13 protein-coding genes and 1 pseudogene are annotated in these 22,049 nt (G+C 71.5%); 10 read left to right on the top strand and 4 right to left on the bottom strand.

The features are described from left to right. Positions 1 to 576, top strand: a pseudogene (locus tag F3J18_RS21990) (DNA repair protein RecN); the annotation flags it as partial. A gap of 136 nt (positions 577 to 712) precedes the next feature. On the opposite strand, the gene F3J18_RS21995 reads toward F3J18_RS21990, so the two are convergent. Beyond that, positions 713 to 1,588 (bottom strand): hypothetical protein, encoded by an 876-nt coding sequence (locus F3J18_RS21995; protein WP_166914172.1) that lies wholly within the window; start codon positions 1,586 to 1,588, stop codon positions 713 to 715. A gap of 170 nt (positions 1,589 to 1,758) precedes the next feature. Continuing rightward, positions 1,759 to 4,575 carry a bifunctional [glutamate--ammonia ligase]-adenylyl-L-tyrosine phosphorylase/[glutamate--ammonia-ligase] adenylyltransferase gene (gene glnE, locus F3J18_RS22000; protein WP_166914174.1) on the bottom strand — a complete coding sequence of 939 codons (2,817 nt, stop codon included), beginning with the start codon at positions 4,573 to 4,575 and terminating at the stop codon, positions 1,759 to 1,761. Between the two features lie 358 nt (positions 4,576 to 4,933). On the opposite strand from glnE, the gene F3J18_RS22005 reads away from it, so the two are divergent. From F3J18_RS22005 to aroG, 4 genes are all read left to right on the top strand, one after another. Further along, the gene (locus F3J18_RS22005) at positions 4,934 to 9,196 is read left to right on the top strand and encodes an AsmA-like C-terminal region-containing protein (protein ID WP_166914176.1); all 4,263 of its coding nucleotides are present in this window, start codon (positions 4,934 to 4,936) and stop codon (positions 9,194 to 9,196) included. A gap of 64 nt (positions 9,197 to 9,260) precedes the next feature. Beyond that, positions 9,261 to 10,088 carry a carbon-nitrogen hydrolase family protein gene (locus F3J18_RS22010; protein WP_166914178.1) on the top strand — a complete coding sequence of 276 codons (828 nt, stop codon included), beginning with the start codon at positions 9,261 to 9,263 and terminating at the stop codon, positions 10,086 to 10,088. 62 nt (positions 10,089 to 10,150) lie between these two features. Beyond that, positions 10,151 to 11,617, top strand: a complete 1,467-nt coding sequence (tldD, locus tag F3J18_RS22015) for a metalloprotease TldD (protein WP_025098499.1) — start codon at positions 10,151 to 10,153, stop codon at positions 11,615 to 11,617. Positions 11,618 to 12,033: 416 nt separating this feature from the next. Next, positions 12,034 to 13,107: a 3-deoxy-7-phosphoheptulonate synthase AroG gene (gene aroG, locus F3J18_RS22020; protein ID WP_025098500.1), complete on the top strand. Its 1,074-nt coding sequence runs from the start codon at positions 12,034 to 12,036 to the stop codon at positions 13,105 to 13,107. 137 nt (positions 13,108 to 13,244) lie between these two features. Here aroG and hmpA read toward each other — a convergent pair whose 3' ends face one another. Together hmpA and F3J18_RS22030 are read right to left on the bottom strand one after the other, a co-directional pair. Further along, complete coding sequence (hmpA, locus tag F3J18_RS22025; RefSeq protein ID WP_166914180.1) at positions 13,245 to 14,462, bottom strand: NO-inducible flavohemoprotein; 1,218 nt, start codon at positions 14,460 to 14,462, stop codon at positions 13,245 to 13,247. A gap of 139 nt (positions 14,463 to 14,601) precedes the next feature. Continuing rightward, complete coding sequence (locus F3J18_RS22030) at positions 14,602 to 15,153, bottom strand: cob(I)yrinic acid a,c-diamide adenosyltransferase (RefSeq protein ID WP_025098502.1); 552 nt, start codon at positions 15,151 to 15,153, stop codon at positions 14,602 to 14,604. Between the two features lie 361 nt (positions 15,154 to 15,514). On the opposite strand from F3J18_RS22030, the gene F3J18_RS22035 reads away from it, so the two are divergent. The 5 genes from F3J18_RS22035 to F3J18_RS22055 all read left to right on the top strand — a co-directional run bounded on the left by F3J18_RS22035 (position 15,515) and on the right by F3J18_RS22055 (position 22,038). After that, a complete protein-coding gene (locus F3J18_RS22035; RefSeq protein WP_166914182.1) occupies positions 15,515 to 16,933 on the top strand; it encodes an FAD-linked oxidase C-terminal domain-containing protein in 1,419 nt (472 codons plus the stop codon). A 106-nt stretch (positions 16,934 to 17,039) separates the two neighbouring features. Further along, positions 17,040 to 18,518, top strand: a complete 1,479-nt coding sequence (locus F3J18_RS22040) for an FAD-linked oxidase C-terminal domain-containing protein (RefSeq protein WP_029950115.1) — start codon at positions 17,040 to 17,042, stop codon at positions 18,516 to 18,518. Between the two features lie 308 nt (positions 18,519 to 18,826). Next, positions 18,827 to 19,915, top strand: coding sequence for a glycolate oxidase subunit GlcE (gene glcE, locus F3J18_RS22045; RefSeq protein WP_025098505.1), 1,089 nt, complete (start codon positions 18,827 to 18,829; stop codon positions 19,913 to 19,915). A gap of 7 nt (positions 19,916 to 19,922) precedes the next feature. Then, positions 19,923 to 21,149, top strand: coding sequence for a glycolate oxidase subunit GlcF (glcF, locus tag F3J18_RS22050; protein ID WP_025098506.1), 1,227 nt, complete (start codon positions 19,923 to 19,925; stop codon positions 21,147 to 21,149). A gap of 178 nt (positions 21,150 to 21,327) precedes the next feature. Continuing rightward, positions 21,328 to 22,038, top strand: a complete 711-nt coding sequence (locus F3J18_RS22055) for a YggS family pyridoxal phosphate-dependent enzyme (protein WP_025098507.1) — start codon at positions 21,328 to 21,330, stop codon at positions 22,036 to 22,038. The last annotated feature ends 11 nt before the right edge of the window (positions 22,039 to 22,049 follow it).

Genomic DNA, 22,049 nt, shown 5'->3' on the forward strand with positions numbered 1-22,049 from the left:
ACGCTGTCGGAGGCGCGCGCCCAGGCCGCCGACGCGCTGGGCGGCGCGGTGACGGCCGCCATGCAGGAACTGTCGATGGCGGGCGGCAGCTTCGAGGTCGGCCTGCTGCCGCTGGCCGAGGGCGGCGCGCACGGGCTCGAGCAGATCGAGTTCCGCGTCGCCGGCCACCCGGGCGTGCCGCTGCGCCCGCTGGCGAAGGTCGCCTCGGGCGGCGAGCTGGCGCGCATCAGCCTGGCACTGGCGGTGATCGCCAGCGCGGCCAGCCTCACGCCCACGCTGATCTTCGACGAAGTGGATACCGGCATCGGCGGCGGCGTGGCCGAGGTGGTCGGCCGCCTGCTGCACCAGCTCGGCCGGGACCGCCAGGTGCTGTGCGTCACCCACCTGCCGCAGGTGGCCGCGCGCGGCGACCATCACTTCCAGGTCGCGAAGGCGCAGGGCCCGGGCGGCGGCACCGTGTCCTCGGTCACCCCGCTCGATCGCGCGAGCCGCGTCGAGGAAGTCGCGCGCATGCTCGGCGGGCTCGAGATCACGGCCACCACGCGCAAGCACGCCAAGGAAATGCTGGCCGCCTGAGGCCGGCCTGTCCCGCGTCGCGCGGGCGCCCGCCGCTGTCAGGCGTGCTGTGACGACCGCCCCCGCCCAGGCACCGCGGCAACTCCCGTGATCCTGGCCGGCACCCGCCGGCGGCGGCTCGGGGCGCTTCCCCCGCTCAGGCCGGCCGCGCCGCGATCGGCTCGATCTCGTCGAGCCCGGCGCGCGCGAGCCAGTGGCAATAGCCGCCGAGGCTGCCGCGATCGATGGTGGCCGGGTCGATGCCGTCGTACTCGCCGGCGCGAAACGCGTGCTTCGAGAAATATTCCTCGATATGCCAGGCATGGATGTGCAGCACGTCCCCGCCCAGGCGCCGCGTCGCGTGCGGGAAATGGTCGAGCAGGCCGATCGAGCAGCGCTGCGGGTAGGTCTGCCGCAAGGCCAGCTCGCCGGCGTACATGGTCAGCACGTTCTTGCACCAGCCCGGCCACTGCCCCTCGTGCTCGGCAAACTCCTCGGCCAACAGCCGCCGGCAGTAATCCATCTGCGCCACCAGGAAGTGCCGCACCATCTCCGACGGGCCGTACACCGAGGCGCCGACGTTGTGCAGGCCCGCATGCGGAAAGCCCCAGCGCGCGCTGCACTCGACCAGCTTGCGGCGCACCGAATCCTCGTAGGCATAGGCGCCGAACCCGAAGCACAGGCCGCTCGGCACGAAGCTCGCGAAGGCCGGCGTGACGAAGGTATCGCAGTCGGTCTTGAGCACCAGGTCGAAGCCGGCGCAGGCATCGAGCACCTCCGGCGCGCACAGGTTGGCGACCGAATTGATGTAGGGATAGCCGGCCCACTCGGCATGCGTTCGAGCATGAGGCAGCGCCGGCATCACGACCAGGCGCGGATCGGCCGGCAGATGGCCGACCACCTCGGGATGACAGACCACGACCAGCGCGCCGCCGTCCAGCGAGCGCGTATGGATCAGGCTCTTGTAGAGCCAGAAGAACTCCTCGACCATCTGGCTGTTGTGGTCCACATAAACCAGGATCGCCTTTTTCATTTTGAATTCTGGATCGGGAGAAGGTCGCCGCATCGTATCACCGGCTTTTTGCGCCCGCCAGCGGCCGCGCCGGCCGGCAGCGGGCCCACCTGGCCAGACGAACCGGGCCTCGCGCCGATCCCGGCGCGAGGCCCGATGCTTCCCGCCCGCCGGCCTTCAGCCGGCCGCGCTCACTGCGGCTCGGCCGGCGTCACGCCGCCGAACACGCGCTCCCACAGCGCCGCCACGGCGGCCCGCTCGGCCGCGACGGTCTCGCCCGGCACGCGCGCCTTCTCCATCCCGTCGAGCCGCAACTGGTGCTGGCGCTTGCGATAGAGCCGGTAGGCAGCGCCCACCGTCTCCGCCTCGGTGTCGTCCATCAGCCCGAAGCGCGCCACCTCGCGCAGCAGCGCGATGTTGCCGGTATTGCGGATCAGCTCGGGATCGCGCGCCGCGTGCAGCAGCACCCAGTACTGCACGATGAACTCGATGTCGACCATCCCGCCGCGGTCGTGCTTCAGGTCGAACAGCTCGGTATGGTTCGGATGGCCGGCCGCCACCTTGTCGCGCATGCCGACGATCTCGCGCGCCAGCATCTCGCCCTCGCGCGGCGTGGTCAGCACCTGCTCGCGGATCGCCTCGAAGGCCGCGCCGATTTGCGCGTCGCCGGCGCTGAAGCGGGCCCGCGTGAGCGCCTGGTGCTCCCAGACCCAGGCCGTGTTGGCGCCGTCGCCCTCGCGCAACTGGTAGCGACGGAACGCGTCGAGGTCGGTGACCAGCAGGCCCGCCTCGCCGTTCGGCCGCAGCCGCAGGTCGAGGTCGAACAGCGCGCCCGCGCCGGTGGCCGTGGTCAGCCAGGTGATCAGGCGGCGCGTGTAGGTGGTGTAGATATCGGCGGCGCGCTCGTCGGGATCGTCGTAGAGGAAGATCACGTCGAGATCGGAGGCGTAGCCGAGCTCCTTGCCGCCGAGCTTGCCGTAGGCGATCACCGCGAAGCGCGGCCGCTCGATGTGCCGCTTGGCGAGCTGCGACCAGACCACCTCGAGCGTGACGTCGAGCACCGCGTCGGCCAGCTCCGAGAGCCGGTCGCTGACGTGCTCCACCGACAGCTTGCCGGCCAGGTCGATCAACAGGATCCGGAACACCTCGGCGTGCTGCGCGTGGCGCAGCAGGTCCATCTGCTGCTCCATGCCGTCGGCCGCGGCCAGCCGCGCGCGCAGCGCGTCCTTGAAGGCCGGCCAGTCGAACGGGCTGGCGATCGCCTCGTCGTCGAGCAGCTCGTCGAGCAACTGCGGATGGCGGATCAGGTAGCCGCCGCCCCAGCGCGTCGCGCCCAGCACCGACAGCACGCGGTCGAGCGCGGCCGGGTACTCGGTGAGCAGCGCCAGGTAGGCGCCGCGCCGACCGACCGTCTCCAGCAGGTCGAAGAAGCGGATCACGGTGTCGTCGCGATGCGCGGCGTCGATGCCCGGGGCGGCGTCGAGCGCGCGCTGCGCGACGCGGTCGAAGCGCTGCCGGCTGCTTTCGGGCAGGCCCGCGTAGCGCGAGGAGCGCCACACGCCGCGCAGCCGCGCCAGCACCGCGTCCGGATCGACGAAGCCGAGGCCGGCCAGGCGCGCGTTCAGTGCCTCGTCCTCGCCGTCGTCGGCCAGCGCGCCGCTCCAGATCCAGGCCGCCGCGCCCTCCTCGCCATTGCCGTTGCCGCAGGGGTCGCCCGCCAGCCGGTTCGAGAAGATCTGGTCGAACTGCGCCTCGACGAAGCCGCGGTGCCGGTCCAGCTCGGCGAGCAGCGCGGCGTAGTCGGCGAAACCGAGCGAGGCGGCCAGCGCCGCGCGATCCTCGGCCTCGACCGGCATCGCGTGGGTCTGCGCGTCGTTGCGGTACTGCAGGCGGTGCTCGATCACGCGCAGGAAGCGATAGGCCTCGGCGAAGCGCTCGGCCACCTCGGCCGCGATCAGGCCGCGCGCGCTCGCATGCTGCAGCACGGCCAGCGTCGGGCGCACCCGGAAATCGGCGTCCTGGCCGCCGCGGATCAGCTGGAACACCTGCGCGCTGAACTCGATCTCGCGGATCCCGCCGCGCCCGAGCTTGATGTCGTCGGCCTTGTCGGGGCGCATCGAGGCGCGACGCTGCGCCTCCTGGCGGATCTGGCGGTGCAGCGAGCGGATCGCGCCGATCACCCCGAAATCGAGATAGCGCCGGAAGACGAAGGGCTTGACGATCGCGTCGAGCTGCCCGGCCAGGCGCCGCGCCGACTCGCTGCCGGGCTCGGACACCAGCCGCCCCTTGATCCAGGCATAACGCTCCCACTCGCGCCCCTGCACGTAGAAATATTCCTCCAGCATGCCGAGGCTGCACACCAGCGGGCCGGAATCGCCGTTCGGGCGCAGCCGCATGTCGACGCGGAACACGTAGCCGTCGGCGGTGGTGTCGGACAGCACGCCGATCAGGCGCCGGCCCAGCCGCGTGAAGTATTCCTGAGTGGCCAGGGCCGCGCGCGTGCCGCCGGCGGTCTCGCCGTCGTCCTCGTAGACGAAGATCAGGTCAATGTCGGAGGAGACGTTCAGTTCGCGCCCGCCCAGCTTGCCCATGCCGACCACGCCGAGCGTCAGGCGCTCGCCCCCGGGCCCGCGCGGCTCGCCGTAGAGCGCCTCGAGCTCGGTCGAGAGCACCGCCAGCGAACGCTGGATGGTGGCCTCGGCCAGGTCGGTCATGGCGCCGGTCACCTCGGCGACGTCGGCCGTGCCGGCCAGGTCGCGCTCGGCCACCGCGCCGAATACCTCGATGCGCAACTGCCGCAGGGCGCGGCGCAAGGGCTCCTCGCCGATCGGCGCGGCCGCGCCCTCGGGCTGGCCGAGCAGCTCGTCCAGGCGGCCGTCGATCGCCGCGCGCGTGATCGGCGCGGCGGCCCAGGCGGCGATCCGCGCGGCCAGCTCGGGGCGCGCGGCGACCGCGCGCGCCAGGTAACGGGAATAGGCAGTGCTGCTCGGGGTGGTGGCGTCGGTCATGGCGGCGGCGCGATGGGAAGGCGGTCGGGGCGCGACAGGCGCGCGAAAAATGCCGGCAGTAACACGTAACGGCAAGGCCACTGCAGGGCCGCGGCAGCTTCGGTGCCTCGCAGCAAGGGCTTAACGGCAAGGCGCCCGGCGGGCTTCACGCTGCCCCGCGGGACGCGGCAGGCGTGAAACGTCGCCGGCCGCGACGGCTTCGGCGGCACGCGCCACGCCCGGCAGCCTGCTTCGCGAAACCACCGCCGACTCGCGCCTACGCCAGCCCGCAAGCCGGCCAAATGGGCGCGTCGGCAAACCCCTGTGTTACATTTCAGCGTCAGTCCGCAACGCTACCACATCGCCGCCCGTCCGCCGCATGCCCGACCGTCAGGAATCCGCCGCCAGCAGTCAAGAAGCCGGACCTCCCAAGCACGATCATCCGGTGCTGCGCCGCGTGTTCCGCGTCGTTCTGATCGGCGGCGCGACGCTCTACTTCGTGGCCGCCGGCAGCTACCTGGGCCTGCGCTATGCGCTGCTGCCGCAGGTCGACAAGCTGCGGCCCCGCATCGAATCCTTCGTTTCCGACAAGCTCCACGCCGAAGTCCGGATCGCCCGCCTGGCACCGCACTGGTCCGGCATGCAGCCCGGCGTCGACGTCACCGCCCTGAGCATCCGCGACAAGGACGGCGTCACCGCCCTGACCATCCCGCATGCCACCGCCGCGATCTCCTGGCGCTCGCTGGTGCGGCTCTCGCCGACGCTCTCCAGCCTGGTGGTGGACGCGCCGGACCTGCTGATCGCGCGCCGGCGCGACGGCACGCTGAGCATCGCCGGGGTGGACGTACCGACCACCCGCAAGGGCGGCAACGACGCCTTCAGCACCTGGCTGCTGCGCCAGCAGGCGATCGTGCTGCGCGAGGGCACGCTGCGCTGGCGCGACGCCGAGCGCGACGCGCCCGAGCTGACGCTGACCGGGATCCGCCTGGCGGTGCTCAACGACGGCCTGGTGCACCGCCTGGCGCTGCAGGCGCCCGCCAACGGCACCCTGCTGGCCGGCCCGCTCGATTTCCGCGCGCGCTTCACCCACAAGCCGCTGGCCGCGATCGGCCGGCCCGCCAACTGGACCGGCGACGCCTACGTCTCGACCGGCCCGGTCGACCTGCCGACCCTGGCGCGCTACGCGCCGCTGCCGCTCAAGGCCTATGCCGGACGCATCGACAACACCATCTGGATCGGCTTTCGCGACGGCCGGCTGTTCGACGCGCACGGCAGCCTGAGCGGGGCCGACGTCGCGCTGCGGGTGCGCCCGACCCAGCCGCGCCTGGACATCCCGGTGGCCGGCTTCGGCTGGGATCTCGCGCTGGCGCCGGGCCGCGACTACACGCTGAAGCTCTCGAACCTGCACGCCGAGCTGGGCCAGCCGCCGCTCGACGACGGCACGCCGCTGTCGCGCGCGCTGTCCTTCGCGACCCTGACGGCGCGCTACCGCGTGCCCGACGCCAGCCACGGCCAGCTGATCCAGGTGGCCGGCGACCGCGTCGACCTGGGGATCCTGGCCGAATTCATCCGCGGCCTGCCGCTGCCGGCGCGCTTTCGCAACGAGCTGGTGCGGGTCGACCCGCGCGGCCTGATCGCCAACTACGTGATGGAGGCCGAGCGCGCCGCGCCGGGCAAGGCCGAGCTGGCCGGCGACGAGACCGCCCATGCCGCGCCGATCGTGCGCTATCGCCTGACGGGCGACCTGCAGGGGATCAGCGTCGAGGCCCAGGAACCGGGGCCGGGGCTGTCGCCGCGCGGCCATCCGCGCGCCGGGATCCCCGGCTTCGAGAACGTCTGGGGCCATGTCGACGCGAACGAGCGCGGCGGCAGCGCCAGCATCGACACGGTCAAGGCGGCCGTCACCGTGCCCGGGGTGTTCGAGGACCCGCGCCTGTCCTTCGACCGCCTGCGCGCGCAGACCTCCTGGACCATCGCCTCGGCCGCCGCGCCGGGCGAGCGGCGCCCGCGCGTCGACGTCAAGCTGCCGCTGCTCTACGTCGAGAATCCCGATGCCGAGATCACCGTCAGCGGCGGCTATTCGAATCCCGGCCACGGCCGCGGCACGCTCGACCTGAAGGCCGATTTCGGCCGCGCGGCGATCCCGCGCATCGTGCGCTACCTGCCGACCAGCATGTCCGAGCACCTGCACCAGTATCTCGGCCACGCGCTGCAGGCGGGCGTGGTCTCGAAGGGCGCGACCATCATCGCCCAGGGCCCGCTCGAGACCTTCCCCTACGAATACGCGCCGAACGACGGCGTGTTCCACATCGTCGCGCCGTTCACCGGCGGGCGCTTCGAGCCGACCCCGCAGCCGCCGCGCAAGCTCGCCAACGGCACGCCCAGCGTCTGGCCGGCGCTGGACGGCATCGACGGCGTGTTCGAGCTGCGCAACAACAAGCTGCGCTTCGACATCCCGCGCGCCCACTACAAGGGCGTGCAGCTGAGCAAGGTGATCGGGCGCATCGACGACCTCGGCCACCCGGCCGAGTCGCCGCTGCTGATCGAGGGCCGCGCGCACGGCCCGCTGGCCGACCTGATCGACTATACGAACCACAGCGCGCTGGGCGGCCTGTCGGGCCATGTCGGCGAGAAGCTGCGCGCGCAGGGCCCGGCCTCGCTGGCGCTGAAGCTGACCATCCCGCAGCACGTCAAGCACCCGCATACGCTGGTCGAGGGCGCGCTCGCGTTCGGCGGCAACACGCTGGAATCGGACGGCCTGCCGCCGCTCTCGCAGCTGCGCGGCACGGTGCGCTTCACCCAGCAGAGCGCCGAGCTGGACCGGCTCTCGGCGCGCCTGCTCGGCGGCGCGGTGCACGCCAACGGCCGGTTCCGGCGCAACGACGGTTATGCCTTCGACGTGGACGGCCGGATCGCCGTCGATTCGGCCCGCGGGCTCAACCTGCACGGGCCGGCCGCCGCGCTGCTGGGCCGCGTGGTGGGCGACGCGCCGTACCGGCTGGCGGTGCGCGGCGCCAAGGGCGGCCTGCCCGAGATCACCGCCTCCTCGGACCTGACCGGGCTCGCGCTGGACTTCCCGGCGCCCTTCACCAAGCCGGCCGGCACACCGATGCCGTTCGGCTTCACGCTCGCGCCGCTGCCGCCCGAGGAGGGCCGCGCGCTGGAGCAGGCCGAACTCAAGCTCGGCCCGGTGGCCGCCACCTACGTGCTCGACGCCACTCGCGGCGAACCGGTGCGGGCCGTGCGCGGCGCGCTCGGCATGAACCGCATGCCGGACCTGCCGCGCGAGGGCGTGACGGCCGCCGTCGACGCCACCGCGCTCGACGCCGACGCCTGGATCGCCTTCGCCAAGACCTTGCGCGGCACGCCGGCATCATCCGCGGCACCCGCGGCGGCCGCCACGCCGCCGGCCGCGCTGCCGCGGCAGGCGCCGCGCATCGACTTTGCGAGCTTCGCGCCGAAGCGCTTCGCCCTGCACTTCGGCACGCTCAAGCTGATCAAGCGCAACTGGGAGAACGTGATCGTCGGCGCCTCGCATGTCGACGATCTCTGGCAGGCCAACGTGGCCTCGAACCAGGTTTCGGGCTACCTGTCCTGGTCGCCGCACGGCGACGCCGGCGCGGGCCAGGCCGGCGCCCCGGGCGGCGCGGGCGTGCTGAACGCGCGCCTGGCCAAGCTGGTGGTGCCCGACAGCGCCGACCACGACCTGGTGGGCGGCGCCATGACCATGCCGACCGATCGCGCGATGCCCGCCATCGACCTGGTGGTCGACCAGGTGGTGGCGCGCGGCCACGACATCGGCCGGCTGCAGGTCAATGCGCACAACTTCGAGGAAAACGGCGTGCCGGTCTGGCAGCTCGACAAGCTCGAGCTGGCCAACCCGGCCGCCAAGCTGACCGCCACCGCCAACTGGCGCACCTCGAAGCGCGCGCTGGCGCGCGGCGCCGACGAGGACGACGCGCCGCGCCGCACGGTGTTCGACTTCAAGCTGGCGGTCGACGACGCCGGCGCCCTGCTCGACCGGGTCGGGCTGCCGCGCACGATCGCCAACGGCAAGGGGACGCTGGCGGGCAAGGTCGGCTGGCGCGGCGGCCCGACCGCGATCGACTACCCGAGCCTGGGCGGCCAGCTCTCGCTCGATCTTGAGCACGGCCAGATCCTCAAGGTCGACCCGGGCGCGGCCAAGCTGCTCGGCGTGCTGAGCCTGCAGGGGCTGGCGCGCTTCCTGACGCTCGATTTCCGCGACGTGATCGGCAAGGGCCTGCCCTTCGAGACCATCCAGGGCACCAGCAAGATCACCAACGGCATCGCCACCACCGACGACTTCCACATGATCACCGCCCCGGCGCGCGTGACCGTGAAGGGCAAGGTCGACCTCGCCCACGAAACCCAGGACCTGCACGCGCACATCGCGCCCAAGGTCAGCGCCAGCGCCGCGGCGATCGGCGCGGCGGTGATCAACCCGCTGCTCGGCCTGGGCGTGCTGGCCGCCAACCTGGCGCTGTCGCAGACGCTCTCGCACGCCTTCGCGTTCGACTACGCGATCACCGGCTCCTGGGCGCATCCGCGGATTCAGCGGGTCGGGGGCGATCGCGGTAAGATGGACCGCACGCCCGCCGACGCGGACGCGGCCCGCCCCTGATGCGGCACGCGCCCGACCCGAGCCTGGGGCGGGACGCACCCTTATTTCATTGCGACATTCACCGATGACCGACCGAACCGATCGCCCGGCGCAGTTGACGGTCGCCGCGCTGCAGATGGTCAGCACGCCCGACGTGGTGCGCAACCTCGACGAGGCCGGCCGCCTGATCGCCGAGGCCGCGGCCGGCGGCGCGCAGCTGGTGCTGCTGCCCGAATATTTCTGCTTCATGGGCCGTCGCGACACCGACAAGCTGGCGATCGCCGAGCCCTACCAGGACGGCCCGATCCAGCGTTTCCTGGGCGACGCCGCGCGGCATCACGGGGTCTGGGTGATCGGCGGCACGCTGCCGCTGGCCGCGCCCGAACCCTCCCGCGTGCTGAACACCACCCTGGTGTTCGATCCCGAGGGCCGCGAGGCGGCGCGCTACGACAAGATCCACCTGTTCAATTTCGAGAAGGGCGAGGAATCCTTCGACGAGGCGCGCACCATCCGCCCCGGCGAAACGGTCCAGGCCTTCGAGGCGCCGTTCGGGCGGGTCGGCCTGTCGGTCTGCTACGATCTGCGCTTTCCGGAGCTGTACCGCCGGCTCGGCGACTGCGCGCTGATGGTGGTGCCCTCGGCCTTCACCTACACCACCGGCCGCGCGCACTGGGAAACCCTGCTGCGCGCGCGGGCCGTCGAGAACCAGTGTTACGTGCTGGCCGCCGCGCAGGGCGGCACGCACGAGAACGGCCGCCGTACCTGGGGCCACAGCATGCTGATCGATCCGTGGGGCGAGATCCTCGCCGTGCGCGACGAGGGCCCGGGCGTGGTGGCCGGCGCGCTCGACCCGGCCCGGATCGCCGAGGTGCGCCAGAGCCTGCCGGCCTGGCGGCATCGCGTGCTGGGCTGACGCCGCCCGCGCCCCGAATTCGAGAACTCCCCCGAGACACCCGTTAAGAACCCCGATACCGCATGAACATCATCGAACCCGGCATCCGCAATCTCGCCCTCGCCAAGGACATCCTGCTCACGCCCTACGGGCTCGACGAGTCCCTGCTCACGCGCACGCTCGCCGACATCTTCACGCATCGCGTCGACTATGCGGACCTGTACTTCCAGGCCACTCGCAGCGAGGCCTGGAGCCTGGAGGAAGGGATCGTCAAGTCGGGCAGCTTCAGCATCGACCAGGGCGTGGGCGTGCGCGCCGTGGCGGGAGATCGCACCGCCTTCGCCTATTCGGACGACCTCTCGCCCGAGGCGATCCGCCAGGCGGCCAGCGCCACCAAGGCGATCGCCGCGGCCGGCGGCGGGCGCCGCAAGATCCAGGTGGCCTCGTCGCTGACCGGCGTGTCGGGCCGCGACCTCTACCTGCCGTCCGATCCGCTCGCCTCGCTCGACGCGACCGCCAAGGTCAAGCTGCTGGAGCGCATCGAGCAGATGGCGCGCGGTCGCGACCCGCGCATCACCCAGGTGATGGCGGGCCTGGCCGGCGAATACGACGTGGTGCTGGTGGCGCGCAGCGACGGCGCGCTGGCCGCCGACATCCGCCCGCTGGTGCGCGTCTCGGTGACGGTGATCGCCGAGCAGAACGGCCGCCGCGAGATCGGCTCGGGCGGCGGCGGCGGGCGCTTCGACTACGGCTACTTCAGCGACGAGGTGCTCTCGAAGTACGTCGACGACGCGGTGCACGCGGCGCTGGTCAACCTCGACGCGCGCCCGGCCCCGGCCGGCGCGATGACGGTGGTGCTCGGCTCGGGCTGGCCCGGCGTGCTGCTGCACGAGGCGATCGGCCATGGCCTGGAGGGCGACTTCAACCGCAAGGGCTCGTCGGCCTTCGCCGGCCGCATCGGCGAGCAGGTGGCCGCCAAGGGCGTGACCGTGGTCGACGACGGCACCCTGCCGAACCGCCGCGGCTCGCTGAACATCGACGACGAGGGCAACCCGACCCAGTGCACCACGCTGATCGAGGACGGGATCCTGAAGGGCTACATCCAGGACACGCTGAACGCGCGCCTGATGAAGATGCCGGTGACCGGCAACGCGCGCCGCGAATCCTACGCGGCGCTGCCGATGCCGCGCATGACCAACACCTACATGCTCAACGGCGACAAGGACCCGCAGGAAATCATCGCCTCGGTCAAGAACGGCCTGTACGCGGTGAACTTCGGCGGCGGCCAGGTCGACATCACCAACGGCAAGTTCGTGTTCTCGGCCTCCGAGGCCTACATGATCGAGAACGGCAAGGTCACCTACCCGGTCAAGGGCGCCACGCTGATCGGCAGCGGCCCGGAATCGCTCAAGTACGTCAGCATGATCGGCAACGACATGAAGCTCGATTCGGGCGTCGGCGTCTGCGGCAAGGAGGGTCAGAGCGTGCCGGTCGGGGTCGGCCAGCCGACGTTGCGGATCGATTCGATGACGGTCGGCGGCACCGCCTGAATCCGCGGGAAATTTGCGCCGCCTTGCGGATTTTCCGCAGCGCGGCGCAGCTTATCCGCAGGAAATCGTGACCGAACGCGGATCATCCGCGTTTTTCATCGTCGCCGCTTGCATTGTCCGTGCCACCCGGGTATAAAGTTTCAATCACTTCCACGACGCAAATCCGCACCGTCATGTCCGCCAAGTTTTACTTTTACTTTTTTTGGTATCTCAGACCGTTGGCGGATCGAGAGGAGTGATGGCGCGCAGAGCGCAAACCGAATTCCCAGAAAACCGCCGGCGAACCCGGCGGTTTTTTTTCGTCCCGCCGGTTCCGCAGTCCGGCTCCCGATGAACCACCGGCCGCCCCAACCACACCGATATCCGCAACGGCCGAACGCACGCCCGAACCGGCGACGCCACACTGGAGAACAAGCATGCCCCCGCACAACACCGACGATGTCCGTATCCGCGAACTGAAGGAACTGACGCCGCCCGCCCACCTGATCCGCGAATTCCCCTGCTCGGAAGCCGTGGCGGAGCTGATCTACTCGACGCGCCGCTCGCTGCACCGGATCCTGCACGGCATGGACGATCGTCTGGTGGTGGTGATCGGCCCCTGCTCGATCCACGATCCCGCGGCGGCCGTCGACTACGCGAAGAAGCTGATCGAGCTGCGCCACCAGCATCGCGACGATCTCGAGATCGTGATGCGCGTCTACTTCGAGAAGCCGCGCACCACGGTGGGCTGGAAGGGCCTCATCAACGATCCGCACCTGGACAACAGCTTCAAGATCAACGAAGGCCTGCGCGCCGCGCGCGAGCTGCTGCTGCAGATCAACGAGCTGGGCCTGCCGGCCGGCACCGAATTCCTCGACATGATCAGCCCGCAGTACATCGCCGACCTGGTCTCGTGGGGCGCGATCGGCGCGCGCACCACCGAATCGCAGGTGCACCGCGAGCTGGCGTCGGGCCTGTCCTGCCCGGTCGGCTTCAAGAACGGCACCGACGGCAACGTCAAGATCGCGGTCGACGCGATCAAGGCCGCCTCGCAGCCTCACCATTTCCTGTCGGTCACCAAGGGCGGCCACTCGGCGATCGTCTCGACCGCCGGCAACGAGGACTGCCACGTGATCCTGCGCGGCGGCAAGGCGCCGAACTACGACGCCGAGAGCGTCAACGTCGCCTGCGGCGATATCGGCAAGGCCGGCCTCGCCGCGCGCCTGATGATCGACGCGAGCCATGCCAACAGCTCGAAGAAGCACGAGAACCAGATTCCCGTGTGCGCCGACATCGGCCGCCAGCTCGCCGCTGGCGACGAGCGCATCGTCGGCGTGATGGTCGAGTCGCACCTGGTGGGCGGCCGCCAGGACCTCACGCCGGGCTGCCCGCTGACCTACGGCCAGAGCATCACCGATGCCTGCATCGGCTGGGACGAGAGCGTCAAGGTGCTCGAAGGCCTCGCCGAGGCGGTGCGCGCGCGGCGCGTGGCACGCGGCAGCGGCAACTGATGCCGCGGCGCGCCGGTGCAGCTTGCCGGCGCGCGGATGAACGAGAATCGCCCGGGCGTGCCATTGGCCGCCCGGGCGATTTTTTTGCCGGCATTGCGGCGCCGGGTTTCAGGCCGGCGGCGCCGCAACCGCCGCGATCACTCGATCGCGCCGGAACCGAAGATCTCCGTGTGGACGCGCTCCGGCGCGACGCCGAGCGCCACCAGCGCATCGCGCTGCGCCGTCATGAAGGCAACCGGGCCGCAAAGATAGTAGTCGGCATCGGGCAGGATCGCTGCGCGCAGCAGCTCGGGTGTGAGCCGGCCTTCGCGATCGTGATCGACGCCGGGCTGGTCGTCCGGGCCCACCAGCTCGTAGACCACCTGGCGCGTCGCGTTCGGATGACGCGCCACCAGCGCGTTGAGCCAGTCGCGGAACGCGTGGACACGCCCCGAGCGGCAGGCATGCAGGAAGTGAATCCTGCGCTGGCTGCCGGCTTCGCTCAGCGCCGAGGCCATCGACACCATCGGCGTGATGCCGACCCCGCCCGAGATCAGCACCACCGGCGTGGCCGCCTCGCGCGCCAGCGTGAAGTCGCCCATCGGCGCCGTCACCTCGACGATCGCGCCCTCCTCCACCCCCTCGTGCAGCAGCGTCGACACCTTGCCGGCCGGCACCGGCTGGCCGCCGCCCTCGCGCCCGGCCTCGCGCTTGACCGAGATCCGCAGCCACTTGCCGTGCGGCGCGTCGGACAGGCTGTACTGGCGCGGCTGATCCACGCCGAGATCGCCGACATAGCGCTTGACCGTGAGGTACTGGCCCGGCTCGAAGCGCGGTGCCGCGCCGCCGTCGGTCGGCTCCAGGTAGAACGAGGTGATCTCGTCGCTCTCGCGCACCTTGCGCGCGACCCGGAACGGCCGGTAGCCGCTCCAGGGCGCGGCCTCGTAGAGCTTCGCCTCGACGCCGGCGAGCACCTGGGCGAGCTGCGCATAGGCCGCCTGCCAGGCCTCGAGCGTGGCCGCATCGACGGCATCGCCCAGCACCTCGACGATCGAGGCCAGCAGGTGCTCGCCGACGATCGGGTAATGCTCGGGCCGCACCGACAGGCTCACGTGCTTGTTCGCGATGCGCGACACCGCGCTGCCGAGCGCGCCGAGATTGTCGATATTGGCGGCGTAGGCGTAGACGGCCCTGGCCAGCGCCTCGGGCTGGCTGCCGCCGGCGCGCTGGTGCGTCTGGTTGAACAGGTTCTTCAGTTCGGGGTGGTGGCGGAACATGCGGGCGTAGAAATGCCGCGTGATGGTGCTGCCATGGGCGGCCAGCACCGGGGCGGTCGCCTTGACCCGGGCCATCTGTTCGGCGGTGAGCGTCGTCATCTTCTTCTCCGTGGGGACTCGTTTAAAGATGCGTTTACAATACATCTTTAAGATCGCACGTCGATGTGGACAAATTGACGCACCATTCAAGCCGATGCAACGGCGGCGGCAGGCCGATCAGCCGGCCGCCGCTTCGGGTTCACTCGGGCCGGCCACGCTCCCAGAGCACGTCGCTGCCGCCCGCCGCGCGGTTCAGCACGCGCGCCAGCACGAACAGCAGGTCGGAAAGCCGGTTCACGTAGCGGCGCGGGGTGGCCGCGACCTCGCCGACGGCGCCGAGCGCGACGATCGAGCGCTCGGCGCGCCGGCAGACGGTGCGGCAGACGTGCGCGAGCGCGGCCGGGCGCGAGCCGCCGGGCAGGATGAACTCCTTGAGCGGCGGCAGTTGCGCGTTGTAGTGCGCCAGCCAGTCGTCCAGCCGCGCCAGGTGCGCATCAGTCATCGCGACGTGCCCCGGAATGCAGAGCTCGCCGCCCAGGTCGAACAGGTCGTGCTGGATCGCCGCCAGCGCGCCGCGGATCTCCTCGGGCAGCGGCTCGGCCAGCAGCACGCCGAGCTGCGAATTCAGCTCGTCGACATCGCCGATCGCGGCGATCCGCGCATCGTCCTTGGCGACCCGGCTGCCGTCGCCCAGGCCCGTGGTGCCGTCGTCGCCGGTGCGGGTCGCGATCTTGCTCAGGCGGTTGCCCATGATGGTGGTCCTCGTCGTGTCGGGCCGCGCGGCACGAGCGTGCGCGGCCATGGATGGTGGCATCGATCCCGGCTCGGGACCGGCGCGACGGCGCGGGCTGCGCCCGGCGCGCCGCCGGGCGGGCTCGGCCGCCATGCCGGGATTATCCCAGCGCGGGCGGCTGGCCGCGCGCTGCCGGGCTTTGCGCGTAGAATGATTCGCCAGTCGTCGAGGCGGCATCATGCCGCAGGGCGTCGCGCCCGTTACCGGTGGCGGATGGCGCCGGCAGGCCGGTTGCGCCGCGGCAGGACCTAGGCCGTCACACGCCGCGCGCCGCCCGCCTCGCACGCCACGAATCGACAAGCCGCCCCAGGAGACACGCGTGAACCACCCCGCCCCGCCGGCCTCGCTGCGCCGCCCGTTCCCCGACGCGCTGCGCGAGGCGCTCGCCGCCGCCTTCGGCGAACGCGTCTCGACCTCCGAGGCGGTGCGCGAGCACCACGGCCGCGACGAATCCCCCTTCGATCCCGAACTGCCCGACGCGGTGGTATTCGCCGAGAACGCCGACGAGGTCCGCACCGTGGTCACGCTGTGCGCGCAATACGAGGTGCCGGTGATCCCCTACGGCGCCGGCTCCTCGCTCGAAGGCCACCTGCTGGCGGTACGCGGCGGCGTCTCGCTCGACGTCTCGCGCATGAACCGCGTGCTGTCGATCGACGCCGACGACCTGACCGTCACGGTCGAACCCGGCATCACGCGCAAGGCCCTCAACGAGAGCCTGCGCGACACCGGCCTGTTCTTCCCGATCGACCCCGGCGCGGACGCCAGCATCGGCGGCATGACGGCCACCCGCGCCTCCGGCACCAACGCCGTGCGCTACGGCACCATGCGCGAGAACGTGCTGGGCCTCACCGCCGTGCTCGCCGACGGCCGCCAGATCCGGACCGGCAGCCGCGCCCGCAAGTCCTCGGCCGGCTACGACCTGACGCGCCTGCTGGTCGGCTCGGAAGGCACGCTCGGCGTGATCACCTCGATCACGCTGCGCCTGCACCCGCTGCCCGAGGCGGTATCGGCGGCGATCTGCACCTTCCCCTCGATGGGCGACGCGGTGCGCAGCGTGATCGAGACGATCCAGACCGGCGTGCCGATCGCGCGCGTGGAGTTCATCGACGCGCTCGGCATCCGCGCCATCAACCGCCATTCGAACTTCACGCTGAACGAGGCGCCCACCCTGTTCTTCGAATTCCACGGCACCGAGGCCGGCGTGCGCGAGCAGGCCGAGCGCGTGCAGGAACTGGCCGCCGCCAACGGCGGCCGGGACTTCGAATGGGCCACCCGCCCCGAGGACCGCACGCGGCTGTGGTCGGCGCGGCACAACGCCTTCTTCGGCATGCTGCAGCTCAAGCCGGGCTGCCGCGCGGTGACCACCGACGTCTGCGTGCCGATCTCGCAACTGGCCGCCTGCGTCGAGGAAACCGAGATCGACCTGCGCGCCTCGACCCTGCCCTGCCCGATCGTCGGCCATGTCGGCGACGGCAACTTCCACGTCGCGATCCTGCTCGACCCGGACAAGCCCGAGGAGTTGGAGGAAGCCGAGCAGATCAATCAGCGCATCGTCGAGCGCGCGCTGCGCATGGGCGGCACCTGCACCGGCGAGCACGGCGTGGGCCTGCACAAGATGCGTTTCCTGGCCGCCGAGCACGGCGAGGAGGCGATCGACGCGATGCGCGCGATCAAGCTCGCGCTGGACCCGCGCAACCTGATGAATCCCGGCAAGATCTTCAGCCTCGACCGCGCATGAGGCGCGCACCCGCCGACCAGGAGCCGAGATGAACACGATCGCCCAAGGCCAGGCCCAAACAGGCGGCGCGAGCAGCGGTGCCGCGCACGCGGCCGGCAGCAATGCAATGGCCGACGCCGCCACCCGCGCACAACGCCAGCGCGAGGTGGTGCAGGCGCTGATGGCGGTGCTGCCGAGCCATTGCCTGCTGTACCGCGACGAGGACACTGCCGCCTACGAATGCGACGGGCTGGCCGCCTACCGGCGCCTGCCGCTCGCGGTGGCGCTGCCCGAGACCGAATCGCAGGTGCAGCGCATCGTGCAGATCTGCCGCCGCCTGAACGTGCCGATCGTGCCGCGCGGCGCCGGCACCAGCCTGTCGGGCGGCGCGCTGCCGAACCAGAGCGGCATCGTGGTGTCGCTGGCGCGCTTCACGCGCATCGTCGAGGTCGATTCCTACGCGCGCACCGCCACGGTCCAGCCCGGCGTGCGCAACATCGCCATCTCCGAGGCCGCCGCGCCCTACGGGCTCTACTACGCGCCCGATCCGTCCTCGCAGATCGCCTGCACGATCGGCGGCAACGTCGCCGAGAACTCGGGCGGCGTGCACTGCCTCAAGTACGGCCTGACGGTCCACAACGTGCTGCGCGTGCGCGCCGTGACGATCGACGGCGACGTGGTCGAGTTCGGCTCGCTGGCGCTCGACACGCCCGGCCTCGACCTGCTGGCCGTGATGATCGGCAGCGAGGGCATGTTCGCGATCGTCACCGAGATCACCGTGAAGCTGATCCCCAGGCCGCAGACGGCGCAATTGGTGATGGCCAGCTTCGACGACGTGGTGAAGGGCGGCGAGGCGGTGGCCGCGATCATCGCCGCCGGCATCGTGCCGGCCGGGCTGGAGATGATGGACAAGCCGGCCACCCGGGCCGTGGAGGCCTTCACGCAGGCCGGCTACGACCTGGACGCGGCCGCCATCCTGCTGTGCGAATCGGACGGCACGCCCGACGAGGTGGCCGAGGAGATCGCGCGCGTCACCTCGGTGCTGCGCGCCAGCGGCGCGACGCGGATCCAGGTCTCGCGCTCGGAGGCGGAACGGCTGCGCTTCTGGTCGGGCCGCAAGAACGCCTTCCCGGCCGCCGGGCGGATCTCGCCCGACTACTACTGCATGGACGGCACCGTGCCGCGCCGCGCGATCGGCCCGCTGCTGGCGCGCATCGAGCAGATGGAGGGGCAATACGGGCTGCGCTGCATCAACGTGTTCCATGCCGGCGACGGCAACATGCATCCGCTGATCCTGTTCAACGCCAACGATCCCGACGAGCTGCACCGCGCCGAGCTGTTCGGCGCCGACATCCTGGAGAGCTGCGTCGAGCTGGGCGGCACGGTGACGGGCGAGCACGGCGTGGGGGTCGAGAAGCTGAACTCGATGTGCGTGCAGTTCTCGCCGGAGGAGCGCGACGCGTTCTTCGCCGTGAAGCGCGCCTTCGACCCGGCCAGCCTGCTCAATCCCGACAAGGGCATCCCGAGCCGCGCGCGCTGCGCCGAATACGGCCGCATGCACGTGCGCGGCGGCTTGCTGCCGCGCCCGGACCTGCCGCGTTTCTGAGGAAAGCGGCTCGGCCGGGATGCTCGGCGGCCGGCCCGGGTCGCGCTGCCGGCCGGGATTCCGGCTCCGGAGAACGAACCTGCCGATCCGCCCGCGCCTGGCGGCCGACCCGGCGTGCCGCCAGGCGCCAGGTGCGCGCGGACCTTCGCAAGCTCGCCACCGCGCCGAGCGAGCGCCAAACCCGGCCCGCACCGGGCCACCCGCCCCGCCGCCCTCGCGCGCTGTCTCTAGGGGGATCGCCCGACTGTCGCCGCTTATGGCGCCGGTACAATCGAAGCACAAGAAATTTCAGGACGAGGCGACACCGGATGGAACAGGACGAGATCGTCGCGAACTGGGCCGAACGCATCCGCAGCGCGGGCGCGCAGGGCCGCTCGCTGCGGATTCGCGGCGGCGGCACCAAGGACTGGTACGGCCAGTCGCTCGACGGCGAGATACTCGATACGCGCGCCTGGCACGGCATCGTCTCCTACGACCCCGCCGAACTCGTGATCACGGCACGCGCCGGCACGCCGCTGGCGGCCATCGAGGCGGAGCTTGCCGCGCACAACCAGATGCTGCCCTTCGAGCCTCCCCACTTCGGCCGCCACGCCAGCTTCGGCGGCGCCATCGCGGCCGGCCTGTCGGGCCCGCGGCGCGCCAGCGCCGGCGCGGTGCGCGACTTCGTGCTCGGCGTCACGCTGATGAACGGGCGCGGCCAGGTGCTGCGCTTCGGCGGCCAGGTGGTGAAGAACGTCGCCGGCTACGACGTGGCGCGCCTGATGGCCGGCTCGCTGGGTACGCTCGGGCTGATGCTGGACCTGTCGGTGAAGGTGCTGCCGGTGCCGGTCGCCGAGCTGACGCTGAAGTTCGACATGAGCGCGACCGACGCGGTGCGCAAGCTCAACGAGTGGTCGGGCCACCCGTTCCCGGTCAGCGCGAGCGCCTGGCGCTTCGGCACCCTGGTGCTGCGCCTGTCGGGCGCCGAGGCGGCCGTCAAGGCGGCCAAGGGCGCGCTGGGCGGCGAAGCGGTGGACGCGGTCGAGGCGCAGCGCTTCTGGCACGGCGTGCGCGAGCAGAACGACCCGTTCTTCAACGCGATGCTGCCCGGCCACGCGCTCTGGCGCCTGTCCCTGCCCTCGATCACCGAGCCCATGCACCTGCCCGGCTCGCAGATGATGGAATGGGGCGGCGCGCAGCGCTGGTGGATCACCGACGCCGACGCCACCACGGTGCGAATGAGCGCCAAGCAGGCCGGCGGCCACGCCACGCTGTATCGCGCCAGCGCCGGCTACGATCGCGGCGGCGGCGTGTTCACGCCGCTGGCCGGGCCGCTGCTGGCGATCCACCGTGGCCTGAAGGCCGCCTTCGATCCGGACCGCGTGTTCAACCGCGGCCGGCTCTACCCCGATTTCTGAGCCGCCCATGCAGACCAAGCTCGCCGATTTCATCCGCGACACGCCCGACGGCGCCGAGGCCGAATCGATCCTGCGCAAGTGCGTGCACTGCGGTTTCTGCACCGCCACCTGCCCGACCTACCAGTTGCTCGGCGACGAGCTCGACGGCCCGCGCGGGCGCATCTACCTGATCAAGCAGATGCTGGAAGGCGCGCCGGTGACGCGCAGCACCCAGCAGCATCTGGACCGCTGCCTGACCTGCCGCAGTTGCGAGAGCACCTGTCCGTCGGGCGTGCAGTATGGACGGCTGGTCGAGATCGGCCGCCAGCAGCTCGAGACGCGCGTGCCACGCACGCTGTCGCAGCGCCTGATGCGGCGCGCGCTGGCCAGCTTCGTGCCGAACGGCGCGCTGTTCGCGCCGGCGATGCGGATCGGCCAGCAGGTGCGCCCGCTGCTGCCCAAGCGCCTGCGCGACAAGGTCCCGCCGCGCACCCGGCCGCTGGCCTGGCCCACCGCGCGCCACGAGCGTCGCATGCTGATGCTGGCCGGCTGCGTGCAGCCCTCGATGATGCCGAACATCAACATCGCCACGGCGCGCGTGCTCGACGCGCTCGGCATCGAGACCGTGATCGCGCCCGAGGCGGGCTGCTGCGGCGCGATCCGGCTGCACCTGAACTATCGCGACGAGGCGTTGGCCGACGCGCGCCGCAACATCGACGCCTGGTGGCCGCACATCGAGGCCGGCGCCGAGGCGATCGTGATGAACGCGAGCGGCTGCGGCGCCACCGTGCTCGAGTACGCGCACCTGCTGCGCGACGATCCCGCCTATGCCGACAAGGCCCGCCGCGTGGTCGAGCTGACCCGCGACGTGTCCGAGCTGCTGGCCGGCTTCGAGACGCGCCTGGTGGCGCTGGCGAAACGGCGCGGCATGCAGACCGTCGCCTACCATCCGCCCTGCACGCTGCAGCACGGCCAGCAGTCGCGCGGCAAGGTCGAGCGCCTGCTCGAGGCGCTCGGCGTCGAGCTGCGCGTGCCGGCCGACAGCCATCTGTGCTGCGGCTCGGCCGGCACCTACTCGCTGACCCAGCCCTCGCTGTCCTACAAGCTGCGCAAGCAGAAGCTGGCCCGGTTGGCCGAGCTCGATCCGCAACTGATCGTGTCGGGCAACATCGGCTGCCTCGCCCACCTGCAGAGCGGCACCGCGACGCCGGTGATGCACTGGATCCAGCTCGTCGAGCAACTGCTCGACGACTGAGGCGCCGCGGCCCCGGCTCGTCCCGCCGGCCAGCACCGGTTTTCGCGCCCTCTCGCCGGCCGCGCTCCGGCGCGGCGGCGCCAGGGCCGGGCATCCCCCACCGGCCGCGAGGCGATCCGTATAATGAGGCGCGCCGTGCCCTGCATGGCCTCCATCCATCGTCCGCCCTGCCCCGCGTATGTCCGATCTCGCCGCCAGCCTCGCCTCCGTTCACCGCCGCATCGACGACGCGGCCCGCTCCGCCGGCCGCGCGCCGGGCGAGGTGGCGCTGCTCGCGGTGTCGAAGACCTTCCCCGCCGAAGCCGTGCGCGAAGCGCACGCGGCCGGCCAGCGCGCGTTCGGCGAGAACTACGTGCAGGAGGCGCTCGACAAGATCGCCGCGCTCGCGGATCTGCGCGCCTCGCTCGACTGGCACTTCATCGGGCCGCTGCAATCGAACAAGACGCGCGTGGTGGCCGAGCAGTTCGACTGGGTGCATTCGGTCGACCGGCTCAAGATCGCGCAGCGCCTGGCCGAGCAGCGCCCGGCGCACCTGCCGCCGCTCAATGTCTGCGTGCAGGTCAACGTGAGCGGCGAGGACAGCAAGAGCGGCGTCGCGCCGGCCGAAGCGGCAGCGCTGGCGCGCGAGGTGGCCACCTTGCCCACGCTGCGGTTGCGCGGCCTGATGGCGATCCCCGAGCCGGCCGGCGAACTCGCGGCGCAGCGCGTGCCGCATCGGCTGCTGCGCGAGCTGTTCGACACGCTCAAGGCCGAGGGCCTGGCGCTCGACACGTTGTCGATGGGGATGTCGGCCGATCTCGAGGCGGCCGTGCTCGAGGGCGCCACCATCGTGCGCGTCGGCACCGCGATCTTCGGCGCGCGCGACTACGGCACGCCGCGCGCGTCCTGACCGATTTACGA

Origin of the sequence: Burkholderia sp. Ax-1720, from assembly GCF_011753035.1 — a bacterium.
Lineage (GTDB): Bacteria > Pseudomonadota > Gammaproteobacteria > Burkholderiales > Burkholderiaceae > Burkholderia > Burkholderia gladioli.